The sequence below is a fragment of the Plantactinospora sp. CA-290183 genome (assembly GCF_050936375.1).
Classification (GTDB): domain Bacteria; phylum Actinomycetota; class Actinomycetes; order Mycobacteriales; family Micromonosporaceae; genus Plantactinospora.
This window is the reverse complement of sequence record NZ_JBNJMX010000001.1, coordinates 1-22,631: the sequence shown is the minus strand read 5'-3', so window position 1 is coordinate 22,631 and position 22,631 is coordinate 1. Positions and strand designations below refer to the sequence as shown.

Below are 22,631 nucleotides of genomic sequence, written 5' to 3'. Positions count from 1 at the left end.
GCAACGGCCGCTCTCCACGCGGCAGGCCGGCCCCGGTCGGCCCGGCCGGCACCGGTGGCCGGACGACCGGTGCCGGGCCGAGGGGTCGCTGATCGAAGACTTCGCCGCCTCGGAAGCCGTCGATGCTCCAGGTCGAAGACTACCGAACGTAATTGGATGACTACAACAGCCCGGTACCGATTTTGTCGATGCTCAGTACCCGGCCGGCGTCCCTGAGCAGGGCGGGATGAACCAGCCCTGCCGGGCCGCCCGCACCAGCGCGGTGTGCCGGTCCGGGGCCGCCAGTCGGGCCACGATCCGCATCGTGATCTCCGAGACGGCCCCTACCGCCAGGTCCAACCCGACCGCGATCCGCTGCTCGGACCAGCCCTCCAGGAGGAACCCCAGGATCACCAGTTCCCGTCGGGTCAGCGGGGCCCGGGGCAGCGGGGAGAGCAGTACCACCGCCAGCAGCCGGGCCGGCGTCGTGGGACAGCCCAGCACCACCACCCGGAACAGGTTCTCCCGGTCCTCCCCGTCGCCACCCGGCCGGCGCGGCCAGAGGAACGAGGCGTACCGCAGGCCGTCCTCCTGCTGCCGGCCGGCCACGCTCAGCAGCGCCGAGCCCGGCACGAGCAGCGGGTGTCCGGGCAGGCCGGGCAGCGCCCGGGTACCGCCGCAGCGGGCCAACACGACGCCCGCCCGCGCGTCGCGGACAACCCGGGCCAGCACCGACACCGACCGCACCGGGTCGACGGCGGCGGCGATCCGGGCGCCAGGGCGGCGACCACGTCCCGCTCGGCATCGGTCGGATGGTCGGGGGTGTCGGTACTCATGACCATGACACCGAGGTGGCGGCGGTCGGCGGTGAAGAGCCCAACCGCCATCCCCTCCCGGTAACCGTCGGGCAGGTAGTAGTCGCCCCACACCGGAAGCTCGGCCAGCGGCACCGGCGAGTCCCGGCCCCGCTGCGGGACCGGTGAACTGCTGAGCCCGACCAGTTCCACCTGGTCCAGCAGCTCGGGGGTGCCGAGGTAGTCCCGGACCCGCTCGCCGTACCCGGTGCCGGCCAGCTCGGCGTAGCGGCGGGCGGGGTCGTCGACCAGGGCGATCCAGGCGGCCTCGTACGGCACCACCCGACGGACCAGCCCCAGCAGCTCCGCCGCCCGGTCCTCGATGCCGGCCCCGCTCGCGGCGATCCGCGTCGCCTCGCGGGCGACCTCCGCCGACGACGCCGGGCGACCGGTCACCGGGCACCGCCACGAGGGCGTGCCGGCACGCCGGCTCGGCGGGTCATCTCCGGACCCGCGCCAGAGCGCGCGGTACGTACAGGCCGAGCCGCAGGGCCCGGACGGCGGCCAGGGTACGACCGGGGGCGGCCAGCTTGGTCAGGACGTGTTCGACGTGCGCGGCGACGGTCCGTAAAGCGATCACCAGCCCGCTGGCGATCCGCTGGTTGGACCAGCCCTCCACCAGCAGGCCGAGGATCTCCAGCTCGCGCCAGGTCAGTCCGCGCAGGTCACCGGGCGGGGAGACCAGGACGACCGCGAGCAGGTGCGGCGGCGACGAGTACGGACACGGCAGCAGCGTGATCCGCACGTGCCCGTCCGGACCGTCGTCCGGTTGGTACGGGCAGAGGAACGTGGCGTGTACCCGACCGTCGGCCAGGCTCTCGGCCGCCACCCGGAGCAGCGGCGCGCCGGGGTGCAGCAGCGGATGTGACGGCAGGCCCGGCAGCGGCAGCAGGTTACCGGCCCGGGTCAGTATGCAGCCCGCCCGCGCGTCGCCGACCATCCCGGCCAGGGTGGCGATGGAACGCATCGGGTCGACCGCCTCGGCGATCAGCGGGGCGAGCAGGCCGAGGAAGTCGCGGGCCGCGTCGGTCGGATGCGCGACCGTGTCGGTGTGCAGGGTGAGCATGCCGAGCTGATGGCCGTCCGGGCTGAACAGGCCAACCCCGATTCCCTCGCGGAAGCCGGCCGGTTCGAGGTGCTCGGCCCAGGAGGGCAGTTCCCCGGGCGGCATCGGGGTGTCCCGCACGCACATCGGCGCCCGGTCGCGGTGCATGCCGAGCAACTCCATCTCCCGGTAGTGCTCCGGGGTGCGCATGTAGGCGGCGGCCGTCTCGCTGTAACCCCGGTCGCTCACCGGCTCGAACTCGCCACGCTCCGGGTCGAGCACGTACAGCGCGGAGGCCTGGAACGGCACCAGCCCGTGGAGCACATCGAGCAGCTCCGGCACCCGCTCGCCGACATCGCCCGGCGAGGCGCCGATCCGTTCCACCTCGACGGCGATCTCGGCGGCCCCGGGTGGCAGCTCGGCCATCCCGGTCAGCGTCCCGAGGCAGAGTGCATGCTGGTTCACTTCCTCGCCCTATCGGCATTCCTGTCAATCGACAACAGCGGTGCGCACTGGTGCGATTACCTAAGGAAACGCCGGTCGGGGGCGGAGGACGCGGCGAGCCGTACGAACGGCCGGCGGTTCCCGCTTGGCCAGGCAGGGACCGGTTGATGATCGTGGAGGGCGCGCACGCTCCGGCGCGCCCTCCGCCCCGGTCACCCGGATGCTCGTCGCCCCACCGGACACTCCTCGGTGCCGATGGCGTTGCCGTCGGGCCGGCGACCGGGGCCGGGGCCGGTGAGCGTCCGGCGGCGGAGCACCACCGGCAGGGTCAGGGCGCCGACGCAGACCGCCGCCACCAGGAAACCCGTCCGGTGGTCGTACCGCTCGACCACCAGGCCGCCCAGCGCCTGGCCGGCCGCGTTCGTGATCGCGATGACGGTGGTCACCCAGCCGTACGCCTCGGTCAGCCGGGCCGGCGGCACCAGACCGTCCAGGACGGTGTTCTGCGTGCTGACCTGCGGGACCAGCGTCGCACCGGACAGCACGACCATCACCGTCAGGCCTGCCAGCCCGGAGGCGAGCACCGGGACACCGAGGAACGTGGCCAGGGCGAACATCAACACCGGCAGACGCGTTGAGAGCGTCCTGGGCCAGGGCCGACGCTGGTAGACCAGCCCGCTCAGCACGGAGCTGAGTGACCAGATCGCGAGCAGGAGGCCGGCAAGTTCGGGTGCCCCGTTCGCGGCCGTTCCGGCGGCCACGCCGACCACGACGAAACCGATCGCCAGTCCGAACCCGGCCGCGGCCACCAGCAGGGTCGGCAGGCCACCCTGGCCCGGTACCCCCGTGCGTCCGCCGACGGCCGTCGCACCGGCGGCGGGCCGGGCTGCGGACACGCCGCGGTGGGACCGTACGGCGGAGCTGAGACAGAACCCGAGCGCGGCCACGGTGACCAGCCCGAGGCTGACCAGTAGCGCGGTACCGGGCCACATCAGGGTGGCGAGCAGCCCGGCGGCGGCGGGCCCGAGCAACCAGCACAGCTCGAAGCTGACCGCCTCGTAGGCGTACGCCGCGTCCCTGGTCGGCCCCTCGGGGATCAGGTGCGGCCACATGGCCCGCGACGCCACCGCCATCGCCGGCAGGGTCGCACACTGAGCCGCGACCACCACCGCCAGGAGCACCGGAGAGATCCCCGCCGCGATACCGGCTACCTCGGCCGCCGCCAGGGCGGCGTGCGGGGCCACCAGAACCAGCATCGGCCGGGACGGTCCGTGACGGTCGATCAGCCGGCCCTGAACCACCGCACCGGCCGCGGTCCCCAGCAGGCTGCTGGCCGAGATGATCCCGGCGGTCGCGTACGACCCGGTCTCCGCCTGCACGAAGAGCAGCAGGCTGAGGTTGAGCATGCCGAAGCCGAAGCGCCCGGCCAACGACCAGAGTGCCATCACCGGCACACCGGACAGCCGCCACACGGCGCGCACCGGGACGGTCACCGACGCCGTCCGGGCCCAACCGTTGCATCGCTTTTGATCGATGCCACCGCCATGGTCAGCAGCCTAGTACGGCAGGCCGGGCTCCCAGGTGCCCGCGGCGGCGAGTGGCGGGCGCGCTAGGAGCGGGCGAACTGGCCGGTGTCGTCCATGGCCAGGGCCGGCCGCCGGCCGAACTCGGGCGGCACCGCCTCGCGGAACGCCTCCGGCACGGGCCGGCCGGTCGCCGCGTAGAGCCGCTTGATGGCCGCGCCCGGCCGGCGCAGGTCGTCCAGCATCCCCGGCTCGATCCGTTCGAACTCCGTCTCGATCAGCTCGGTGACGATCTCCTCCGGCGTCTGGTTGCGCTGGTTCGCCAGCATCACCAGCAGCTCGTGCAGCTCTCCCTCGATCACCACTGCGCGTTCGGCGTCCATGGCCTCACGCTAGGCCCGCCCCGTGGCGGCTGCGGCCGTTATCCCGGTACCTCGCGACCACCGTGGCCAGCGGTGCCGCTGTGACGGGTGGAGACGGCGCGGCAGCCGCGTACCGTGCCGTCCACCAGCAGGACACCGACGGGCGGGGTGCACACGCACCCCGCCCGCCTGTCGGTACGTCCGCCGGCGTCAGGTCGCCGGAGTCTCGTCTCCGGGGGCCACCAGCACGACCCGGCGCCGCCGGGCGAGCAGGAGGAGCAGGCCGCCGATCGCCAGTACGCCGGCGCCGACGCCACCGAGCAGGCCCGCCTGGACACCGGTGACCGGCAGGCCGCCGCCGGCACCGCCGTCGTCCCCGGTCGGCGCCCCGATGTGCGCGGCGAACCCGTAGCTGTTGTCGCTCGGGTCGGCGTCCTGGACCTCGTCGGCGGAGAGGGCCTTGACGCCCTGCGGCAGCGCGGCGCTCCGGCTCCGGCCCAGGGCCGCGGTGCCGAGTTCGGTCCCGACCGCCAGGGCGTTGCTGAAGAACTTCCCGCCCTGCGCGGTGACCGGGCCGGGCGCGTCCTGGTCGACCCGTACCGGGAAGTAGACGCCGATCGCCGAGTAGATCTGGTCGTCCTCGCTGGTGTCCCGGTCCGCCGGCACCAGGTTGATCTGCTGGTATTCGCAGGTGGCGGTCCGGTTGTCGGCGGAGTAGTCACAGCCCGGCTCGACCTCGGCGAAGGTCACGTGACGCGGCAGGGTGACGGAGACCCTGAGGCCCTCGGCGATCGAGTCGCCGAAGTTGCCGACCGCACCGAACATCAGGCTGGCACCGCCCGGCGGTACCGGCCGGTCGGTGAGCTCGCCTGCGTCGGTGACCTGCCGGATGTCGTCGGCGTATACCGCAAGGTCCACCCCGAGCGGCGGGATCTCGACGTCGATCTTCGCGGTGTTGTTGCCCTGGTCGGGGTCGGTCTCGGCGAGGACGGTCACGGTGATCGTGCCGGCCTTGCCGAAGGCGCCGGGCACCCGCTCCAGCGTGAACGGAAGGTGCTGGAGGAAGCTGTGCCCCGGGCTGAGGCTCATCGGGTCGGCACAGACGACCTTCTCGCCGGTCAGCTCGCAGCCGCGGCTGGACACCTTGCCGAACGTCGTCACGCTGTCGTCCAGGCCGCTGAGGTCGTACTCGAAGTCCCAGCCGACCGCGTCGCCCGGTCCGTTGTTCTTCGCCGTCGCGGTGTACTTCACCAACTCGTCGCCGCTGACGGTCGTGCCGGGCGAGACGCTCAGCGCCAGGTCGGCGCCGACCGGCTCCAGTGCGTGGGCCGCACCGCCGGGCGTGATCAGCGCGCCGGTGGCCAGGCACGCGACCGTGCCGACCCCGACCCGCGCCCAGACGCGCCGCGTACGCAGGTTCATGGATTCCCCCGATGGGTAACGCAAGATCAAGTTTGGAATGACGGCCGTACCGTACCGGGAGCCGGACCGCCGCACGACCCGGTCCTCCGCCGGATGCCCGAGGTTGTGTCGCATTCGGACTGGTCCGCCGCGACGATCCCTGAACGGCAGGCCGGCCATTCGCGTCCGGACAGCCTGCCGGCCCGTCGGCCGTACGGATGACCTGCACCCCGCCGTCGCGTCGTGGCCGCCGCCGTTCGCCGTCATGCCGCCGCCAGGGTGACGATCGTCCCCAGCACCAGGAACGGGCCGAACGGCAGGTGGCCCCGCCATCGGATCCGACGGGCGGCCAGCAGGACCAGTCCGACCACCGCCGAGGCGAGGAACGTCACCACCAACCCGGTGAAGACCGCCGGCCAGCCGAGCCAGCCGAGCACCGCCACGCTGCTCAGCGCCAGCTTGGCATCGCCCAGCCCGAAGCCGCGCCGGCCCAGCAGCAGGGTGGAGGCGCCCAGGAGCAGCGCCGCCGACGTACCGGCGAGGACCGCCCGCCACCAGGCCGCCCCGTCCGCCCCGACCAGGGCCGCCAGCCCGAGCAGCGCCAGGGTGCCGAGCGCGGCGGCCCGGGTGAGCCGGTCGGGCAGCCGGTGCACGGCCACGTCGACGAAGACCAGCGGTACGGCGCACGCCGTCCACCAGGCGAACGCGAGCGACTCCCAGCCGGGACGGGCGGCGGCCAGCAGCGCCGCGACGGCGAGCAGCAGCGCGAGTTCGACGGCGAACGGGGGTGCCCCGTACCGGGAGCGGCAGCCGGGACACCGGGCCAGCGGCGACAGGGCGGCCAGTGGACCGGTCGGGCCGATCGGCGTACCGCAGGCGTCACAGCCGGCCCGGCGGGGCCGGTCGGGCGGCACCGACTCGGCCGCGACGAGCCAGCGGAGCAGCGGTGCCACGGTCAGCACCGCGATGGCGGCACCCAGCCGGGCGCCGGCGGTGGGGGTGGTCGTCGCCGGCGACGACGGACGGGACGCGGTCCGGGGCATGGTGACCTCCTCGGAAGCGGGCCGGCGAGCCGGCGGCGACTGATACGCAGAGTAATTTCATGATCGCGAGGCGCTGAGCCGGCCGGGGCGGCGGCGACCTGCCGGGCGGCCTCGGCGCATGGTCGGACGGCCCCGGACGCCCCGTCGATCGGCTCGGCGATTAACCCCGAATGCCCGAGTACCGAAAGTGGCCGAACGCCGTCATCCATCGCAATTCGCACGGGCAGCGGTCCGTGCCGCGCCGGTGGACACCGGCCACCGGAGCCGGCGGACGACCGGCGGATCACTCGGGACATATCGATCGGCACCTTAGTAGTTCGATGATGATCGGCTATGGAGATCGTAACGGTACGTATTCCCTCGAATAGACCCTGTTGCATCGTCGCGGGTCAGCCTATGCTCGCCATCTGGATGAAGCGCAACTATCGGCAAACAACCAGGCGTCCCGGCCGAATAGACAACGGTGGGATCGAAAACTAGATCGACTCAGTCAAATGCAGGCGACACGGCACCGGGCCTTTCCACCGACCCCCGGGCCGGAGCCGTCGTGCCCGTCGAGATTTCCCGCGGAGCACGGCGACCACCCGCACCGGGGCGACGCGGGGGAGTTCCGGTGCGGACAGTCGGGCGCGCGTGGGGCGCGACGACACGAGAAGGGAGACCCCGTTGCGCGTACGGCAACTGGCCGGTTTTCCGATCTTCCTGCTGGTGGTCGGGGCGCTCGGGGCCAGCACCGGCTGCGGTGGCGACTCCGGATCGGCCGCCGCACCGGGCGGTGGGGCCGAGGCCGCGAGCAGTGTCGACCCGCGAGCCGCCGCCGAGGCGGAGAAGTCCGCACTGGCCGCCTATGCCGGATATCTCGCCGCCTCCCGCAAAGCGGAACTGGCGGCCGACCCGCATGATCCGGGACTGCGGAAATATCTTGGCGATCCGCTGCTGACCCGGGTGCGGATCGCCATTCGCGACGCGAAGGAGCACGGCGCGATGCGTACCGGAAACATCGTCTCCGACCCGGTGGTGACCGAGGTCAGTCTCGACGCCGTTCCCGCCACGGTGTCGATCCAGGACTGCATCGACACCACCGGCTACAAACTGATCTACCAACGGGACAGATCCGTCGTGCCGGGTTCGGTCGGCGGACGTTACGTCGCCACCGCGACGGCCAGCCGCTATCCCGACGGCCGCTGGCTGGTCAACGAGAGCGGCGTACACAAGGACCAGCCGTGCTGACCCGGCGGATGTTCACGGCCGGCGCCACCGCCGGGCTGCTGCTGGCCGCCGCGCTGACCACGGGCGCAACGCCCGCCTCCGCCCGGGCCCCCGGTGCGGAGTGTCCCGCCGGGCAGCCGCACTGCAACGTCTGGGACAACGATCCGGGTGACGACACCGGCGGCGACGACGGAGGCGGCTCGGACACCGGCGGCGGCGACGGCAGCGGCGGCGGCAGCCGGGTCTGCAAGAAGGACGACGGCACCACGGTGCCCTGCTACGACAACCTGCGCGGCTGGTTCAACAGCGACGACGACTGCTACTACAAGCGCGCCGAACCGCAGCCGGCCGGAGTTCCGGCCGGCCAGACCGCGTACTTCGTCAGCTGCTCCAGCGGGCTGGCCAACTCGGACACCGTCTTCCTTCCCGACCCGCCGCCCGGCTTCGACCCGCCGGACCCGGAGCAGGTGGCCCGGGACCTGCTCGCCTCGCTGCCGCTGGCCCGGCCGGTCATCCGCACCGCGCCGCAGGGCCGCCCCGGGCTGGTCGGCATCCCGGTCTGGCTCTACGACGCGTCGAGCTGGAACACCGAGGAGGAATCCGACGAGGTGGGCGGGGTCAGCGTCAGCATCGCCGCCACCCCGAACCGGATCGTCTGGGCGATGGGCAACGGCGACACCGAGACCTGCGCCACGGCGGGCATCCCGTTCCGGGCCGGCGCGCACGACCCGCGCCGCCCGCCCGGGGACGCCTGCGCCTACCCCGGCTACCCGAGGTCGAGCCGGGGCCAGGACGGCGGGGCGTACGAGATCACCGCGACCAAGCACTGGCGGGTGCCGTGGAGCGGCGGCGGCGAGAGCGGCGTACTCACCGCCAGCCTCTCCGACACCGGCTCCATCCAGATCGACGAACTCCAGGTGGTGACGGGGTGACACTGGCTCCCACGACGACCACGGGCGGGCCGGTCGACGCCCCGGTCAACCCGCCCCGGCTGGTACGGCAGCGCCGGATGCGCCCCGGCCTGCTCGGCCTCGCGGTGCTGCTGATCGCGCTCGGCGGACTCGGCTCCGCCTTCGCGGTCAGCTCCGTACGGGCCACCGGCAACTACCTCGCGGTGGCCCGCGCCGTACCGGTCGGCACCGCGCTGAGCGCCGACGACGTGGTCACCGTGCAGGTGGCCGGCGGCCAGGGGCTGGCCCCGGTGCCGGCCGACCGGCTCGGCGAGGTGCTGGGCAAGCGGGCCACGGTGACGCTCACCCCCGGCACCCTGCTGACCATGGCGCAGCTCACCGACAAGCCCCTGCTCGGCCCCGGGCAGCAGCAGGTGTCGGTGGGGCTCAAACCGAGCGAGGTGCCGGCGAAGAAGCTCCGTCCCGGCGACAAGGTGCTGCTGCTCAGCACGCCCGGCCGGGACACCGAGGCCGGTGCGCCGGCCACCCGGTTCCAGGCCACCGTCATCGACATGGCCACCCCGGCCGCCAACAGTGTGGTGCTCTACCTCGCGCTGGCGGTCCGGGACGTACCGGCGGTGGTGTCGCTGGCCGCCAGCGACCGGATCGCGGTCGTACTGAGCGCGGCAGCCTGATCATGTCGATCATCGCCCTGGTCTCCGCCAAGGGGTCGCCCGGAGTGACCACGGCCGCCCTCGCCTGCACGCTCTCCTGGCACCACCGGGTGGTGCTCGCCGAGTGCGACCCGTCCGGCGGCTCGGTGCTGGCCGGTTACCTCGGCGGGGTGCTGCCCGGCCCCCGGGGGATCGGCGAGCTGGCGGTGGGCGAGCTGCGCGACGGCAACCTGGAGCAGGCGTTCTGGTCCCAGCTGGTCGACCTCGACGCGCCCCACCGGGAACGGCTGCTGCTGCCCGGCGTGGTCGACCCGGCCCAGGCCGGCAGCGTGGTCCCGCTCTGGCAGCGGTTCGCCGACTTCTTCGCCGCCCTGGACAAGGGGCAGCCCGGGTACGACGTGATCGTCGACTGTGGACGGCTGCACGTGGTCGGGCCGCCCTGGCCGGTACTGCGGGCGGCGGAGATCGTCCTGCTGGTGACCGCCCCCCGGTTGCCCGACCTCTCCGCCACGCACGCCACCGTGAAGGCCATCGAGCGGGACTTCGCCGAGCACCGGGTGCCGGCCGGCTCGCTGCGGCTGCTGCTGGTCGGCGGCGGCCACGGCCGGTCCGAGGTGGCCAAGGCGCTGCGGCTGCCGGTGATCGCCCAACTGCCGGACGACCCGCGTACCGCCGAGGTGCTGGCCCACGGCGGCACGGTGCGGGCCAACCGGCCGCTGATGCGCGCGGCCAGCGCCCTGGAGGTGCCGGTCCGGGCGCTGCTCGACCGGCGCCGGGCCCGGCTGGGCTGGCCGGCCGCCCAGGAGGTGCCGGATGCGGTTTGAGCCGGTATCGCACGACCCCCGGGCCCCCGACCCCCGGGCGGCCACCTGGCAGACGATCCCGCACAACGGATATCCGCACCCGGCCGCGGTGGCCAACGGCGGCGCGGCGCCCTACCCGCCGGTGCCGCCGTACCCGCCGGCGCCACCTCCGCCGGTGCACCCGGTGGAGCCGACGCCCCGGGCCCGGGTCGACTTCGCGGTGGTCCGGGAGCTGCGCCGGCAGCTGAGCGAACGGCTCACCCTCTGGCAGCGCGGCCGGGAGTTCACCGCCGCCGAGGAGGACGCCGAGCGGGGCCGGCTCGCCGTGGCGGTGGTCGCCGAGTACGCCGACGCGGCCCGCCGGGCCGGTACGCCGATGGTCGCCGCCGAGGAACGGCTGCTGCTCGACCAGGTCAACGCCGAACTGGTCGGGCTGGGGCGGCTCCAGACGCTGCTGGTGGACACCTCGATCGAGGAGGTGCACATCCTCGGCTGCGACCTGGTCCGGATCACCCGGCGCGGCGGCGGCGTCGACTGGGGTGAGCCGATCGCCGACAGCGACGAGGAGATGGTGCAGATCCTCCAGGCGGCGGCGCGCCGGGCCGGGGCGACCGAGCGGTCCCTCTCCACCTCCAAGCCCACGCTGGACCTGCAACTGCCGGACGGCAGCCGGCTGGCGGCGGTCTTCCTGGTCAGCCACCGGCCGTACGCGGTGATCCGCAAGCACAACACCGTCGAGGTGAGCCTGGACGACCTCGCCGGTGCCCGGGTCGACCTGGACGAGATGATCGACGTGCTGGTCCGGGACTTCCTGCGGGCGGCGATGCGCGCCGGGCTGAACATCATGGTCGCCGGGCTGGCCGGGGCCGGCAAGACGACGGTGATCCGGGCGCTGATGCACGAGATCCCGGCCGACGAGCCGTACGTGCTGCTGGAGGAGAGCCGCGAACTGCTGCCCCCTCGGCGCGGGCTGCGGCACCGGGCGGTGATGAGCTTCGAGTCCCGGGAGGGACACGGCGAACGGGGCATGGACGGGCGCCCGGCCGGCGAGGTCACCATCGCCGACCTGATCCCGGTCGCGCTCCGGATGGGCGTACTGCGGATCATCGTCGGCGAGGTCCGGTCCCGGGAGATCGTGCCGATGCTCCAGGCGATGACCACCAGCCGGGGTTCGATGTGCACGATCCACGCCCGTACCCCGGCCGGGGTCAGCGAGCGGATCATCGAGCTGGCCCTCTCGCACGGTCGGGAGATGACCGTCGACCAGGCCCGGCGGATGGCCGGCAACGCACTCGACCTGATCGTCTACGTCACCATCGAGGACGAGACCGCGATCGGCGGCCGCAAACACCGCTTCGTCTCGCACGTCGAGGAGATCGTCGGGGTCGGCGACGGCAACCGGATCATCACCACCACCGTCTTCGGGCCCGGTCCGGACGGCCGGGCGATCCCCCGGCACCTGCCCGAACGGGTTCGCGACCAGTTGCTGCGGGTCGGCTACGACGCCCGGTTGCTGAGCCGCTACATCGAGGTGGGCACCGGCGCCTGGCGCCGTCCCCGGCACAGCCAGCTCGGCCGGTCGGCATGACGACGCCGGGGCCGCGACCGACGCCGGGGCCGCCACCGACGCCGGGGCGCCCGGGCGGGACGGCGCGATGACCATGCCCGGCAACATCGAGCTGATCGCGGTGCTCTCCGGCGCCGCCTGCGTGACCGGCCTGGTGCTGACGGTCGTCGCGGTGGTCGGCACCACCCGGCCGGCGAAGCCGGGCACCGGTCCCGGGCTGCGCCGGCTCTGGCTCGGCGGCGGCACCAGCCGCCGCGAGCAGCGGGCCCACCAGGCGCTGCTGGTAGCCGCGGCGCTGGCCGGCACGGTGGCGTTCCTGCTCACCGGGGTACCGGTGGTCGGCCTGCTGGTCGCGATCGCCGTCCCGGGCGCGCCCTGGCTGTTCACCGCGGGCCGCGCCGAGCGCCGGGCGATCACCCGGATCGAGGCGATCGGCGAGTGGACCCGCCGGCTCCGGGACGTGTCGAGCACCGGGCAGGGCCTGCAACAGGCGATCATCGGTACCGTCGCGACCACGCCGACGGAGATCGAGGAGGAGGTACGGCTGCTCGCCGCGCGGCTCCAGGCCGGCTGGCGGGGCAGGACCGCCCTGCTCGCGTTCGCCGACGAGATCGGTGACCCGGTCTGCGACCAGGTGGTGGCCGCACTCATCCTGCACCTCACCGACCGGGGCGAACGGCTCGGCGACGTGCTCGGGGCGATCGCCACCGCCGCGGCGGCCGAGGTCGCCACCCGGCGCGAGGTCGAGGCCAAGCGCGCCCAGCCCCGGTTCGCGGTGCGCTTCCTGACCGGGATGACGCTGGCGGTGCTGGCGTACGGGCTGCTGAACCCCGCCTACATGGCGCCGTACCAGACCCCGACCGGGCAGCTCGTGATGGTGGCGCTGGGCAGCGCCTTCGTCGGCCTGCTGGCCTGGGTACGCGCGATGAGCCTGCCGCCGAGACCGGCCCGGTTCCTCGCCCCGCCCGACCCGGGGGAGGCGATCGCGTGATCCTCAACTGGCACCTCGCGGTCAGCGTGCTCGGCGGCGGTGCCGTCGGGCTCGGCCTGTTCCTCCTGGTCCGCGAGGCGCTGCCGGCCGCTCCCGCGCTCGGCCCGGCGCTGCGCCGGCTGCACCAGCCGCCCGGGCTGTCCCGCCCCGGCGGGGCCGCCGGACGCGACCTCGACTGGCTCAGCGGGGTCGCCCGCTGGCTGCGCCCGCCGCACCGCCAGCTCGCGCTGATCGGCCAGACCCCCGAGCAGTACGCCCTCTCGCTGGTCCTCTCCGGCCTGATCGGACTCGCCTCGCCGGCCCTGCTCAGCACCGCCCTCTTCATCGCCGGGGTACGGCCGCCGATCGTGCTGCCCACCGTCGCCGCGCTGGGCTTCGCGTTCGTGACCATGCTGATGGCGCACCGGAGCGTACTGGTCAAGGCGGAGCGGGCCCGGCGGGAGTTCCGGCAGGCGGTCTGCGCGTACCTCGACCTGGTCGCCCTGCAACTCTCCGCCGCACACGGACCGGTGCAGGCGCTGGAACGGGCGGCGGAGGTCTGCGACGGCTGGGTCTTCGAACGCGTCCGGGAGGCGCTGCGGATGGCCCAGTTGCAGATGCACGCTCCCTGGGACGAGTTGCGCGAACTCGCCGAGAAGATCGGCATCCCGGAGCTCGGGGACGTCGGCGCCATCATGCAGTCCTCGGGGACCGAGGGTGCCCAGGTGCACGAGTCGCTGCGCGGCCGCGCCGACTCGCTGCGCGACCAGATCCGCACCGACAGCCTGGCCCGGGCCGAGGCGGTGACCAGCCGGCTGGACGTGCCCGGCGCGCTGCTGGTCTTCGTGCTGGTCGGCTTCGTCATCTATCCGTTCATGGCCCGCATCTGACCGGCGACATCCGATGTCGGCGAGAAGGGAGTCCGCAATGCGACTCGTCACCTACCTCTACACCGCACTGGCCGTACGCCTCGCCGAACTGCGGCGCGACGACCAGCGGGACCGGGGCGACAGCCCGGTGCCGACCGCCGTCATCATCGTCGGCCTGGCGGCGGCGGCCGTGGCGCTGACCATCGCCGTCTCGCAGAGCGTCAGCGCGTGGATGGGCGACCTCCCGGTCCCGGGTGCCCCGGGCACCGGCGGCGAACCCGAGTGACCCGGTGCCACCGCTGCCAGGAATCCGGCTGACCGGGGCCGGCCGGACCCGCACCGGCCCTACCGGCGACGACCGGGAGCGGGGGGCGACCCCGGTGGAGCTGGCCGTGCTGATGCCGGCCATCCTGCTGCTCCTGCTCGCCTCGATCCAGGCCGCCGCCTGGTTCATCGCCCGGGCCACCGCGCTGAACGCCGCCCAGTCGGCCGTCGCCGCCCAGCGGGCGTACCAGGCGGAGCCGGGGGTGGGCGCGGACCGGGCGGAGGAGTTCCTCGACCGGGCCGGTGACTGGCTGGTCGGCTGGGAGGTCACGGTGACAGTGCCCGAGCCGGACGACGAGCAGGTGAGCGCCACCGTCACCGGCGAACCGCTCCGGGTGATGCCGTTCGTCTCGTTGCCGGGCATCACCGAGACGGCGTTCGGCACCGTGGAACGCTTCACCGAGGAGGGCCCGCCGTGACCGGGCGCGGACCGGCGGACGGCCGGCGGGCCGCCCGGGGGCGGGGCGCGGACCGGGGCTCGGTCTCGGTGGAGGTGGCGATCCTCGCGCCGGCCTTCCTGGCGCTGGTGGCCCTGGCCGGGGTCGCCGGCCGGACCGCCATCGCCAACGAGGCGATCGAGGTGGCCGCGCACGACGCCGCTCGGGCCGCCTCGATCTCGCGTACCGCCGACGAGGCCCGGGAGCAGGCCCGGCAGGCCGTCCAGGACCGGTTGCGCTGGGAGGGACTGGCCTGCGCCGAGGCGCCGGAGCTGGCCTTCGCCGGCACGCTGGAGGGCGAGCGCGCCGACGTCGACGAGGTGTTCGCCAGCGCCCTCGGCGCGGACGCCTCGGTGATCGTGACGGTCTCCTGCGACGTGTCGGTGGGCAACCTGCGGATGCCGCTGCTGCCCCGGACGCCCGAGTACACCGCCGCCGAGGCGACGTTCGCCTCGCCACTGGACCGCTACCGCAGCCGGGGGCAGTCGTGACCGGGCGGCCCGACCGGGACGCGGGACGGGTGAGCCTGTTCCTGGCCGTCGCCATGATCGGGATACTCACCATCATCGCCCTCGCCTACGACGGGGCGGGGCAGCTCCGCTCCATGCAGCGGGCCGACAACCTCGCCGCCGAGGCGGCCCGGGCCGGCGGCCAGGCGATCGACCTCGGCCAGTTGCTCGACGACGGCACCACCGTGCTCGACCCGGTCGCCGCCGAGGACGCCGTCCGCGACTATCTCGCCGGCGTCGACGGCGTCACCTTCCGCGACCTGCAGTTCGACACCGAGGACGACAACCCCACCCTGACCGTACGCCTCGACCTGAACTACGACCGGGCGTTCCTGGACCTGTTCGGCTTCGCCGACACGGTCGACGTACCCGGCACCGCCACCGCCACCCTCCTCACCTCGACCAACCGCTGAACAGGAGACCCCTCATGCCTGCACCGCGGACCCACCCGGCCGGCCGGTTCGTCACCGGCCTCGGGGCGCTGATCGTCCTGATCGGGCTGCTCGGCGGCGCCCCGCTGGCGCTGCTCGCCCTCGCCGGCAATCCCCTCCCCGACCACCTGCCCACGCTGGACCAGATCGGCACGACGCTGACCAGCCGGGACGACGGGCAACTCTTCCTGCGCGCCCTGGCGCTCGTCGGCTGGGCCGGCTGGGCGACGTTCGCGCTCTCCGTACTGGTCGAGCTGCCCGCCCGGATCCTGCGCCGGCCGGCGGTCCGGCTGCCCGGCCTGGGTCGGCAGCAGCGCTGGGCGGCGACGCTGGTCGGCTCGGTGGCGCTGATCGTCGTCACCAGCCCGGCCGCCACGGCCGCCAGCGCCGCGGTGGCCACCGTGGCGTCGGCCCCGGCCGCCCCGAGCGCCGGCAGCGCACCGGGCGGCCCGCTCGGCTCGGCGCCGGGCGTGCCGGCCGGGCTGCCGGGCACCGCGGCCGGTCCGGCGCCGGCCTGGCTGGCCGGGGCGGCGGACCTGGGCGAGGAGGGGGTTCCGGTCTACCGGGTGGAGCGCGGCGACTACCTGGGGCACATCGCGGACCGCTACCTGGGCGAGTTCAACCGCTATCCGGAGCTGGCCCGGCTCAACGAGATCCGCGACCCGGACCGGATCCGGCCGGGTCAACTGCTGCACCTGCCGCCGGTCGCCAAGGACCGGGGCTTCCGGGAACACGCGAGCGGCCTGGTCGCGATACCGCCGCCGGGGCACGGCGAGACCGCACAGCCCGGCCGGCCACCCGCCGAGCAGCCAGGGCACGCCCCGCAGCCGGGCCAGCCGCCGGCCGGGCAGCCGTCGGCGGGACAACCGCCGGCCGGTGGTACGCGGCAGGCGCCGGAGCCGGCGGGTCCGCCGGCCGCCCCCGTACCCGCCCAGCCGGCCGGGGACGACGACAGCACCACCTACGTCCTCGGGTCCTCCCGGGCCGACACGGTCGGTGGGCTGAACCGCCCGCTGGCGGTCTCCGCGGTGATCGCCGTGGCCGGCATCGTCGGTGCGCAGATCGGTGCCGTGCTCGGCCTGCGGGGCCGGGCCGACCGCCGCGCCGCCCTGGGGAACGGCCGGCACCGCCTGCGCCACTAGCGGACGGGTGGCCGGGGCGGGTGGGACAACCTCACGCCCCGGCCGCGTCGAGCAGGATCCGGGCCAGCTCGCGCGGCTGGGAGAACATCGGCCAGTGGCCGGTGTCCATCCGCACCAGCCGCCAGTGCTCGCTGGTCAGCAGCCCGGCCACCGTGTCGCCCGGCTCGTCGCCGTCGAGGAGGCACTTGACGTACGTGGCCGGCAGCTCGCCGAGCGGGCGGGTCAGCACCGCCGGCTCGGTAAGCGTGGCGCCCGGGTGCGGCGTCGACTTGTCCACGATCCGGGCGATCTGCTCGGCGGTGAGCCCCTGGCCCTCGTAGTCGGCAGCGGTCAGCGGCGGCCAGAAGCCCCCGTGTTCGGCGATCGAGGCCTCCACCATCGCCCGGCCGCTCGGCCAGGCGGAGACGAACGACCCCCCGTCGGTCGGGACGTTGGAGTCGACGAAGACCACCCGGGCCAGCCGGTCGCCGATCCGCTCGGCGGCCTGACCGACCGGAATGCCCGAGTAGCTGTGCCCGACCAGCACGACGTCGCGCAGATCCTCGCGTTCGATCTCGTCGACGATGTCCTGGACGTGGGTCTGCTGCCCCGCCGGCACGCCCTGCCGCTCCGCGAGACCGGACAACGTCAACGGGTGGGCCCGGTGACCGGCCGCACGCAGCTCCGGGACCACCTCGTCCCACGCCCGTGCCCCGAGCCAGGCGCCTGCCACCAGTACGAATTCGGCCATGTCGGCAACGTAGCGAACGGGTCCGACGTTCCGGGAACCGGTCTCGGCGGCACCACCCGGCCGGCTCGCCCCACGCCCCGGCCGCGCCGAGGCGTGGCCGGTCCCGTGGTGCCGGCCGCCGCCTCAGGGGTCAGCGCAGCAGGTGGCCGATGCCACGCACGGTGTGCAGCACCGGCGGTGCGCCGAGTTTGCGGCGTAGCTGGGCGATCAGCACGTCGAGCACGTTGGAGGCGGGCGGGACCATCTCGTCCCAGGCGACCGCGATCAGTTCGGCCCGCCGTACCGGCTCGCCGCCGGCGGCCACCAGCCGCTCCAGTACGACGAACTCCTTGGCGGTGAGGGTGAGCAGCCGCCCGCCGCGCCGCGCCTCGTGCCGGCCGCCGTCCACCTCGATGTTCCCGTGCCGCAGCACCGGGGCGTGACCGGGCATGCCGCGCCGGCACAGGCTCCGCACCCGCGCCACCAACTCGGCGACCGCGAACGGTTTGACCAGGTAGTCGTCGCCCCAGGCCAATCCGGCGATCCGGTCGTCCACCGCGTCCCGCCCGGTCAGGAAGAGCACCGGCACCGGCCAGCCGGCCTGACGGCGGCCCGCCACGTAGCGCAGCGAGTCCCCGGCCGGCAGCATCCGGTCGAACACCGCGCAGTCGTAGCCGTTGACGCTCAACGCCTCGTCCGCCTCGGGCAGGTCGACCGCCGTGTCCACGGCGAACCCGGCCCCGCGCAGCGACGCGTCGACGGCCACCCGCAGCGACTCGTCGTCCTCGGTGACCAGTACCCGCACAATCCAATACGGTATCGGCCCGGGCGGGCCGGAGCGAGACGGAAGATCAGTTCGGGCGTCAGCGCTGCGCCGGACCGGTCACCAGCCACCCGCCCTCGGCGGCCTTGATCCCGGCCTGGAACCGGCTGCGCGCGCCGAGCCGATTCATGATCGCGGACATCATCCGCCGGACGGTGCGGACCGAGATGCCGAGCCGGACCGCCGCCGACTCGTCGGTGCAGCCCGCCGAGAGCAGGGCGAGCAGTTCCCGTTCCCGCTCGGTCAGCCCCGCCCCCTCCGGCACGTCGGAGGCGGTGAGCGACACGGCCGACGGCCAGATGCGTTCGAAGAGTTCCACGATGGTGCTCACCACGCTCGGCAGCCGGAACATCGCCACGCCACCCGGCCGGCCGTCCCGCCCGTCGCTGGGCAGCATCGCCAACGCCCCGTCGACCACGGTCGCGTCCATCGGGACCTCCGGCACCGTACGCACCTCGGCACCGGCGATCGCGAGGGCGCCCAGCCGCGACGCCAGCCCCGGGAGCGTACGGGCGCGATCGGGGAAGAGCACCCGGTAACGCACCCCCCGGCGCAGGTTCTCGTGGTCGACCCGCCGGAGCATGCCGATCGGGCCCTCGGGAGACCCGCGCAGGGTGCTGGTGATCAGCACGTCCCGGCTGGCCGTGGCCAGGGTCGCGTCGACCCCGGCGTGGGTCGACAGCACCGGCTGGCCGCCCCGGCCCATCGCCGTCGACGGGTGCGGCGGCCGGCTCCGGACGTACCGGTGCGGCACGGTCGACTCGATCTGGATGGTCATCCGAGCTTCCCTCCTATCGGCAACGAGGTGGCGGGTGCCCGCCTCGCTCACGCGACCCGCCGGCGGGCGCGACGGTTGTCCCGGGCGGGCCGCCCGGTCGGCGTTGCACAGCCGGCCAGGTGCCGGATCAGTACGTGGCTGCGGTAGCGCTCCGCCGAGACGACGTCCAGCAGTCCCCGGTCGACCAGCGCCTCCAGGGCCGGCTCCGCCGTCGCCGGGGCGATCCCGAGGAGCGCGGCGGCGGTGGCGGCGCCGAACTCGCCGGGCAGTTCGCCGAGGGCATGCCAGGCGGCCAGCTCGCGGCCGTGCAGTCGCTGGCAGGTGTCGGTGATCGAGCGGCGGACCGCCTCGGAGAGCGTCCGGCACGGATCCTCGTCGAGCTCCTCGACCAGCCGCCGCACCGTCCAGTGTGGTCGGCAGTGCAGCCGGGCGGCGGCGTCGCGCAGCGCCGCCGGAAGGCCGCCGCAGCGGTGTACCAGGGCCTCGACGGCGGGCTCGTCGGCGGCGGTGAGCTGGCCGCCGACCGCCGACCGGAACAGCGCCGCGCCGTCCGCCGCCGGCAGCGGCGCCAGCCGGATCCGGGTGGCGCCGTCCGGGTGCCAGCCCCGGTTGCGGGTGGTCACCAGGGTCAGGCAGCCCGGCGCGGCGGGCAGCAGCGGAACCAGCTCCTCGGCGTCCGAGACGTCGTCCAGGACCAGCAGTACCCGGCGCCGGGCCAGCTCGGAGCGCCACAGCGCGGCCCGGCCGTCCAGATCACCCGGGAGGTCGGCGGCCCGCACGCCGATCCCGCGCAGCAGCCGCTCCAGCACCACCGCCGAGCCCGGCCGGCCGTGCGGGGCGTCGCCACCCAGCCGTACGAAGAACTGCCCGTCCGGGTAGCGCGGCGCGAGCCGGTGACCGGCGTGCACCGCCAGCGCCGTCTTGCCGACCCCGGCCATGCCGTCGACCAGCACCACGGGGGCGACCCCCGGTACGGCGGGCGGCGCGGCACCCAGCACCACCGCCAGCTCCGCCGCCCGGCCCACCAACGACACGTCCCGGGGCAGCTCGCGGCGCGGTCCGGCCGGCTCCGCCCCACAGAGCGCCAGCCGGTGCGCCTCGGCGAGGGCCGGTCCCGGCTCGACGCCCAGCTCGGTCCTGAGCACCTCCCGGGCCCGCCGGTAGGCGGCCAACGCCTCGGTCCGCAGCCCTTCGGCGTGCAGCGCCCGCACCAGCCGCGCCCAGGCCTCCTCCCGCAGCGGGGCGGTCGCGGTGACCGCCCGCAGGGTGGCCACCGCCGCGTCGCCGCGACCGAGCCGCAGTTGCAGCTCGGCGAGGCGTTCCCGCAAGTCGAGGTGGAGTTCGTCGAGCCGGTCCGCGGCATCGGACGACGCCGCGAGGTCGAGGCCCTCGAAGGGGCGCCCGCGCCACAGCAGCAGCGCCCGCTCCAGTTGCTCCGCCGCGCTGTCGGGGTCGCCCCGCACCTCGGCGAGCCGGGCCTCGGCGGCGAGTTCGCCGACCCGGTCCACGTCCAGCTCGCCGGGGCCGACCCGCACCCGGTAGGCGCCGGGCCGGCTCTCGATCCGCGGGCCGCCGTCGTGCTCCGACAGCAGGCGGCGCAGCTGCCAGACGTACGTCTTGAGGTTGGCCTCGGCCGAGGCCGGCACGGCCTGTTCCTGCCAGGTGGCCTCGACCAGGTGATCTACCGTCACCCAGGCATTAGGCTGCAGCAGCAACGTCGCCAGCAGCGTCGCGGGCTTGCTCGCGCCGAGCCGGTGCACGGCACCGCTGTGCACCTCCAGTGGTCCCAGTACATGGAAGAGCACCATGCCCGCGCCTCCCCGATCGCGCTCGCCGGTGGCGGTCGCCCCGCGCCACCCATACGATCCGTCCGCGCACATGAGGTTCCGATGACATGTCCGAGGGTCCCGGTGAGCTGCCGGGATTCCCGATGAGACGCGCGCCGGGAGGGCAGCCGATGCGGGTGATGGTGGTCGAGGACGACGAGGACCTGCGGCTGGCCGTGACCACCGAGCTGGCCGGCGCCGGGCTGCGCGTCGAGCAGGCGGCCGACATCGCCGGCGCGCACGCGGCCCTGCGCGTCGGGGCGTACGACTGTGTGGTGTTCGACCGGATGCTCCCGGACGGCGACGCGATCGGGTACGTGCACCGTCGGCGCCAGCAGGGCTGGGCGGTGCCGGTGCTGTTCCTGACGGCGCGGGACAGCCTCGCCGACCGGGTCGCCGGCTTCGAGCACGGCGGGGACGACTACCTGGTGAAGCCGTTCGCGGTGGCGGAGATGACCGCCCGGGTGCTGGCGCTGAGCCGGCGTACCGGCGGCGGCCGTCCCTCGGTGCTGCGGCTGGCCGACCTGGTCGTGGACTGCGCCCGCCGGGAGGTGCGCCGGGCCGGGGTGCTGCTCAGCCTGACGGCGAAGGAGTTCGCCGTACTGGAGTACCTGATGACCCGGCCGCAGCAGGCCGTGGGCCGCTCCGAACTGCTCGACCACTGCTGGGACAGCAGCACCGACCCGATGTCCAACGTGGTGGACGTGGTCGTCCGGCGGCTGCGCAACAAGCTCGGCGAGCCGGCGCTGATCCACACCGTGCGGGGCCGGGGTTACCGGCTCGCCGAGCGGCCCTCGTGAGGGGCTCGGCGGCGGAACGGCTCCGCCGGCTGCGCTGGTGGCTCACCGCGCTCTTCACCGTGATGAACGCCGCCGGCCTGATCGTCTTCGCCGGGCTCTTCGTCCGGGCCGACCAGCAGCGGGGAGTCGAGGAGCTGGACGGCGAGCTGCGCCGGGTCACCTCGACGGTCACCCGGCTGGTCGGGTACGACGGCCCGGTCATCACCACGTACGTCAACGAGGACGAGCTCAACACGAGCTGCCCGCAGTTCGCGATCCTGCCCGGCGACGCGGACGCGTTCACCCCGCACTTCAGCCAGCGCTCCTGCGTACCGCTGGATCCCGCGCTGCTGAACAGCCTGGCCGCCGAGGGGGTCAAGACCGGCGACCTGGTCAACGGCTACGTGCGCAGCACCGAAGGGGACCTGGTGCGGGTCGGCGTGGAACCGTTCCGCAACGACAACGGGCAGTGGGTCGGTGCCGTGGTGGCGGCGGCCGACACGGCCGAGGAACGGGACCGGCACAACCAGGTGGTCCTGCTGACGGTCGGCGCCTGCGTCCTGCTCATCGGCGTCGTCGGGCTGGCCGGGCACCTGCTCTCCGGGCGCGCCATCCGGCCCGCCACCGCCGCCCTGGAGCAGCAGGAGGTGCTGCTGGCCGAGACCGCGCACGACCTGCGTACGCCGGTGGCGGCGCTGCGCGCGCTGGCCGAGACGGCGCTGGACAATCCCACCCAGCGCGCCGACCTGCTGCCGCGTACCGTCCACCTCGCCGTCCGGATGGGCACCATCATCGACGGACTGCTGGTACGGGCCCGGCTGGCGGCCGGGGTGGAGCAGCTCGCCATCCAGCCGGTCTGGCTGGACCAGCTGGTCAGTACGGTGGTGGAGGAGACCCCGACCGACGGCGCACGGGTGACGGTGACCGCCGCCCCGACGAAGGTGAACGTGGACCCGGTGCTGGTGCAACGGGCCCTCGGTAACCTGCTGGACAACGCCCTGCGGCACGGACGTCGCCCGGGCGACATCGCGGTGGTGCACATTACGGTGGCCGGCGGGCGGGTCATGGTCGCCGACCACGGGCCCGGCATCGACGCGGCGGTGGCCCGGGAGAACTTCGACCGGTTCACCAGCGGGAGCGGGTCGAGCGGGCTCGGTCTCCCCATCGTGCGCTGGGTGGCCCAGGCCCACGGCGGCATGCTGCGGGTCTACAACGCGAAGAGGGTACGATCTTCGAGCTG

Annotated in this window: 25 protein-coding genes; 14 read left to right on the top strand and 11 right to left on the bottom strand. The window is 74.3% G+C overall.

The window, feature by feature from the left end:
* Positions 1 to 192: 192 nt before the first annotated feature.
* From ACQEUR_RS00125 to ACQEUR_RS00095, 7 genes are all read right to left on the bottom strand, one after another.
* Positions 193 to 612 (bottom strand): hypothetical protein, encoded by a 420-nt coding sequence (locus ACQEUR_RS00125; RefSeq protein WP_433023733.1) that lies wholly within the window; start codon positions 610 to 612, stop codon positions 193 to 195.
* On the bottom strand, positions 591 to 1,229 hold the full coding sequence (locus ACQEUR_RS00120) for a hypothetical protein (RefSeq protein WP_433023731.1): 639 nt from the start codon (positions 1,227 to 1,229) through the stop codon (positions 591 to 593). Before ACQEUR_RS00120 ends, ACQEUR_RS00125 begins: the two co-directional genes overlap by 22 nt.
* Positions 1,230 to 1,272: 43 nt before the next feature.
* Positions 1,273 to 2,343, bottom strand: a complete 1,071-nt coding sequence (locus ACQEUR_RS00115) for a LuxR C-terminal-related transcriptional regulator (protein ID WP_433023729.1) — start codon at positions 2,341 to 2,343, stop codon at positions 1,273 to 1,275.
* A 191-nt stretch (positions 2,344 to 2,534) separates the two neighbouring features.
* Positions 2,535 to 3,815 (bottom strand): MFS transporter, encoded by a 1,281-nt coding sequence (locus tag ACQEUR_RS00110; protein ID WP_433023727.1) that lies wholly within the window; start codon positions 3,813 to 3,815, stop codon positions 2,535 to 2,537.
* 116 nt (positions 3,816 to 3,931) lie between these two features.
* Positions 3,932 to 4,228: a hypothetical protein gene (locus ACQEUR_RS00105; RefSeq protein WP_433023725.1), complete on the bottom strand. Its 297-nt coding sequence runs from the start codon at positions 4,226 to 4,228 to the stop codon at positions 3,932 to 3,934.
* Positions 4,229 to 4,417: 189 nt separating this feature from the next.
* On the bottom strand, positions 4,418 to 5,629 hold the full coding sequence (locus ACQEUR_RS00100) for a hypothetical protein (RefSeq protein WP_433023723.1): 1,212 nt from the start codon (positions 5,627 to 5,629) through the stop codon (positions 4,418 to 4,420).
* A gap of 242 nt (positions 5,630 to 5,871) precedes the next feature.
* Positions 5,872 to 6,651 (bottom strand): prepilin peptidase, encoded by a 780-nt coding sequence (locus ACQEUR_RS00095; protein ID WP_433023721.1) that lies wholly within the window; start codon positions 6,649 to 6,651, stop codon positions 5,872 to 5,874.
* Between the two features lie 666 nt (positions 6,652 to 7,317).
* Here ACQEUR_RS00095 and ACQEUR_RS00090 point away from each other — a divergent pair.
* The 12 genes from ACQEUR_RS00090 to ACQEUR_RS00035 all read left to right on the top strand — a co-directional run bounded on the left by ACQEUR_RS00090 (position 7,318) and on the right by ACQEUR_RS00035 (position 16,476).
* The gene (locus ACQEUR_RS00090; RefSeq protein WP_433023719.1) at positions 7,318 to 7,881 is read left to right on the top strand and encodes a hypothetical protein; all 564 of its coding nucleotides are present in this window, start codon (positions 7,318 to 7,320) and stop codon (positions 7,879 to 7,881) included.
* A complete protein-coding gene (locus ACQEUR_RS00085) occupies positions 7,875 to 8,792 on the top strand; it encodes a hypothetical protein (RefSeq protein WP_433023717.1) in 918 nt (305 codons plus the stop codon). Before ACQEUR_RS00090 ends, ACQEUR_RS00085 begins: the two co-directional genes overlap by 7 nt.
* 77 nt (positions 8,793 to 8,869) lie before the next feature.
* Complete coding sequence (locus ACQEUR_RS00080) at positions 8,870 to 9,445, top strand: SAF domain-containing protein (RefSeq protein WP_433025807.1); 576 nt, start codon at positions 8,870 to 8,872, stop codon at positions 9,443 to 9,445.
* A gap of 2 nt (positions 9,446 to 9,447) precedes the next feature.
* Positions 9,448 to 10,248 (top strand): ParA family protein, encoded by an 801-nt coding sequence (locus tag ACQEUR_RS00075; protein ID WP_433023715.1) that lies wholly within the window; start codon positions 9,448 to 9,450, stop codon positions 10,246 to 10,248.
* On the top strand, positions 10,238 to 11,815 hold the full coding sequence (locus ACQEUR_RS00070; RefSeq protein WP_433023713.1) for a CpaF family protein: 1,578 nt from the start codon (positions 10,238 to 10,240) through the stop codon (positions 11,813 to 11,815). Before ACQEUR_RS00075 ends, ACQEUR_RS00070 begins: the two co-directional genes overlap by 11 nt.
* A gap of 73 nt (positions 11,816 to 11,888) precedes the next feature.
* Positions 11,889 to 12,785 (top strand): type II secretion system F family protein, encoded by an 897-nt coding sequence (locus ACQEUR_RS00065; RefSeq protein ID WP_433025804.1) that lies wholly within the window; start codon positions 11,889 to 11,891, stop codon positions 12,783 to 12,785.
* Positions 12,785 to 13,654, top strand: a complete 870-nt coding sequence (locus tag ACQEUR_RS00060; protein WP_433025801.1) for a type II secretion system F family protein — start codon at positions 12,785 to 12,787, stop codon at positions 13,652 to 13,654. Before ACQEUR_RS00065 ends, ACQEUR_RS00060 begins: the two co-directional genes overlap by 1 nt.
* Positions 13,655 to 13,691: 37 nt before the next feature.
* On the top strand, positions 13,692 to 13,919 hold the full coding sequence (locus ACQEUR_RS00055; RefSeq protein ID WP_433023711.1) for a hypothetical protein: 228 nt from the start codon (positions 13,692 to 13,694) through the stop codon (positions 13,917 to 13,919).
* Positions 13,920 to 13,923: 4 nt separating this feature from the next.
* Positions 13,924 to 14,376 (top strand): TadE/TadG family type IV pilus assembly protein, encoded by a 453-nt coding sequence (locus ACQEUR_RS00050; RefSeq protein ID WP_433023709.1) that lies wholly within the window; start codon positions 13,924 to 13,926, stop codon positions 14,374 to 14,376.
* Positions 14,373 to 14,885, top strand: a complete 513-nt coding sequence (locus ACQEUR_RS00045) for a TadE/TadG family type IV pilus assembly protein (protein ID WP_433023707.1) — start codon at positions 14,373 to 14,375, stop codon at positions 14,883 to 14,885. Before ACQEUR_RS00050 ends, ACQEUR_RS00045 begins: the two co-directional genes overlap by 4 nt.
* Complete coding sequence (locus ACQEUR_RS00040; protein WP_433023705.1) at positions 14,882 to 15,316, top strand: pilus assembly protein TadG-related protein; 435 nt, start codon at positions 14,882 to 14,884, stop codon at positions 15,314 to 15,316. The genes ACQEUR_RS00045 and ACQEUR_RS00040 overlap by 4 nt, the downstream gene beginning before the upstream one ends.
* A gap of 14 nt (positions 15,317 to 15,330) precedes the next feature.
* Positions 15,331 to 16,476 carry a LysM peptidoglycan-binding domain-containing protein gene (locus ACQEUR_RS00035; RefSeq protein ID WP_433023703.1) on the top strand — a complete coding sequence of 382 codons (1,146 nt, stop codon included), beginning with the start codon at positions 15,331 to 15,333 and terminating at the stop codon, positions 16,474 to 16,476.
* 31 nt (positions 16,477 to 16,507) lie between these two features.
* Here ACQEUR_RS00035 and ACQEUR_RS00030 read toward each other — a convergent pair whose 3' ends face one another.
* The 4 genes from ACQEUR_RS00030 to ACQEUR_RS00015 form a co-directional block, all read right to left on the bottom strand.
* Entirely contained in the window at positions 16,508 to 17,206 is a 699-nt protein-coding gene (locus tag ACQEUR_RS00030; protein WP_433023701.1) for an alpha/beta fold hydrolase, read from the bottom strand.
* A 130-nt stretch (positions 17,207 to 17,336) separates the two neighbouring features.
* Entirely contained in the window at positions 17,337 to 17,990 is a 654-nt protein-coding gene (locus tag ACQEUR_RS00025; protein WP_433023699.1) for a winged helix-turn-helix domain-containing protein, read from the bottom strand.
* 58 nt (positions 17,991 to 18,048) lie between these two features.
* Positions 18,049 to 18,786: a helix-turn-helix transcriptional regulator gene (locus ACQEUR_RS00020; protein ID WP_433023697.1), complete on the bottom strand. Its 738-nt coding sequence runs from the start codon at positions 18,784 to 18,786 to the stop codon at positions 18,049 to 18,051.
* A gap of 47 nt (positions 18,787 to 18,833) precedes the next feature.
* On the bottom strand, positions 18,834 to 20,594 hold the full coding sequence (locus ACQEUR_RS00015) for a BTAD domain-containing putative transcriptional regulator (protein WP_433023695.1): 1,761 nt from the start codon (positions 20,592 to 20,594) through the stop codon (positions 18,834 to 18,836).
* Between the two features lie 122 nt (positions 20,595 to 20,716).
* On the opposite strand from ACQEUR_RS00015, the gene ACQEUR_RS00010 reads away from it, so the two are divergent.
* Together ACQEUR_RS00010 and ACQEUR_RS00005 are read left to right on the top strand one after the other, a co-directional pair.
* Positions 20,717 to 21,412: a response regulator transcription factor gene (locus tag ACQEUR_RS00010; RefSeq protein ID WP_433023693.1), complete on the top strand. Its 696-nt coding sequence runs from the start codon at positions 20,717 to 20,719 to the stop codon at positions 21,410 to 21,412.
* Positions 21,409 to 22,631: sensor histidine kinase (locus ACQEUR_RS00005; RefSeq protein ID WP_433023691.1), on the top strand; the 1,223-nt coding region annotated here is incomplete at its 3' end. The genes ACQEUR_RS00010 and ACQEUR_RS00005, both read left to right, overlap by 4 nt.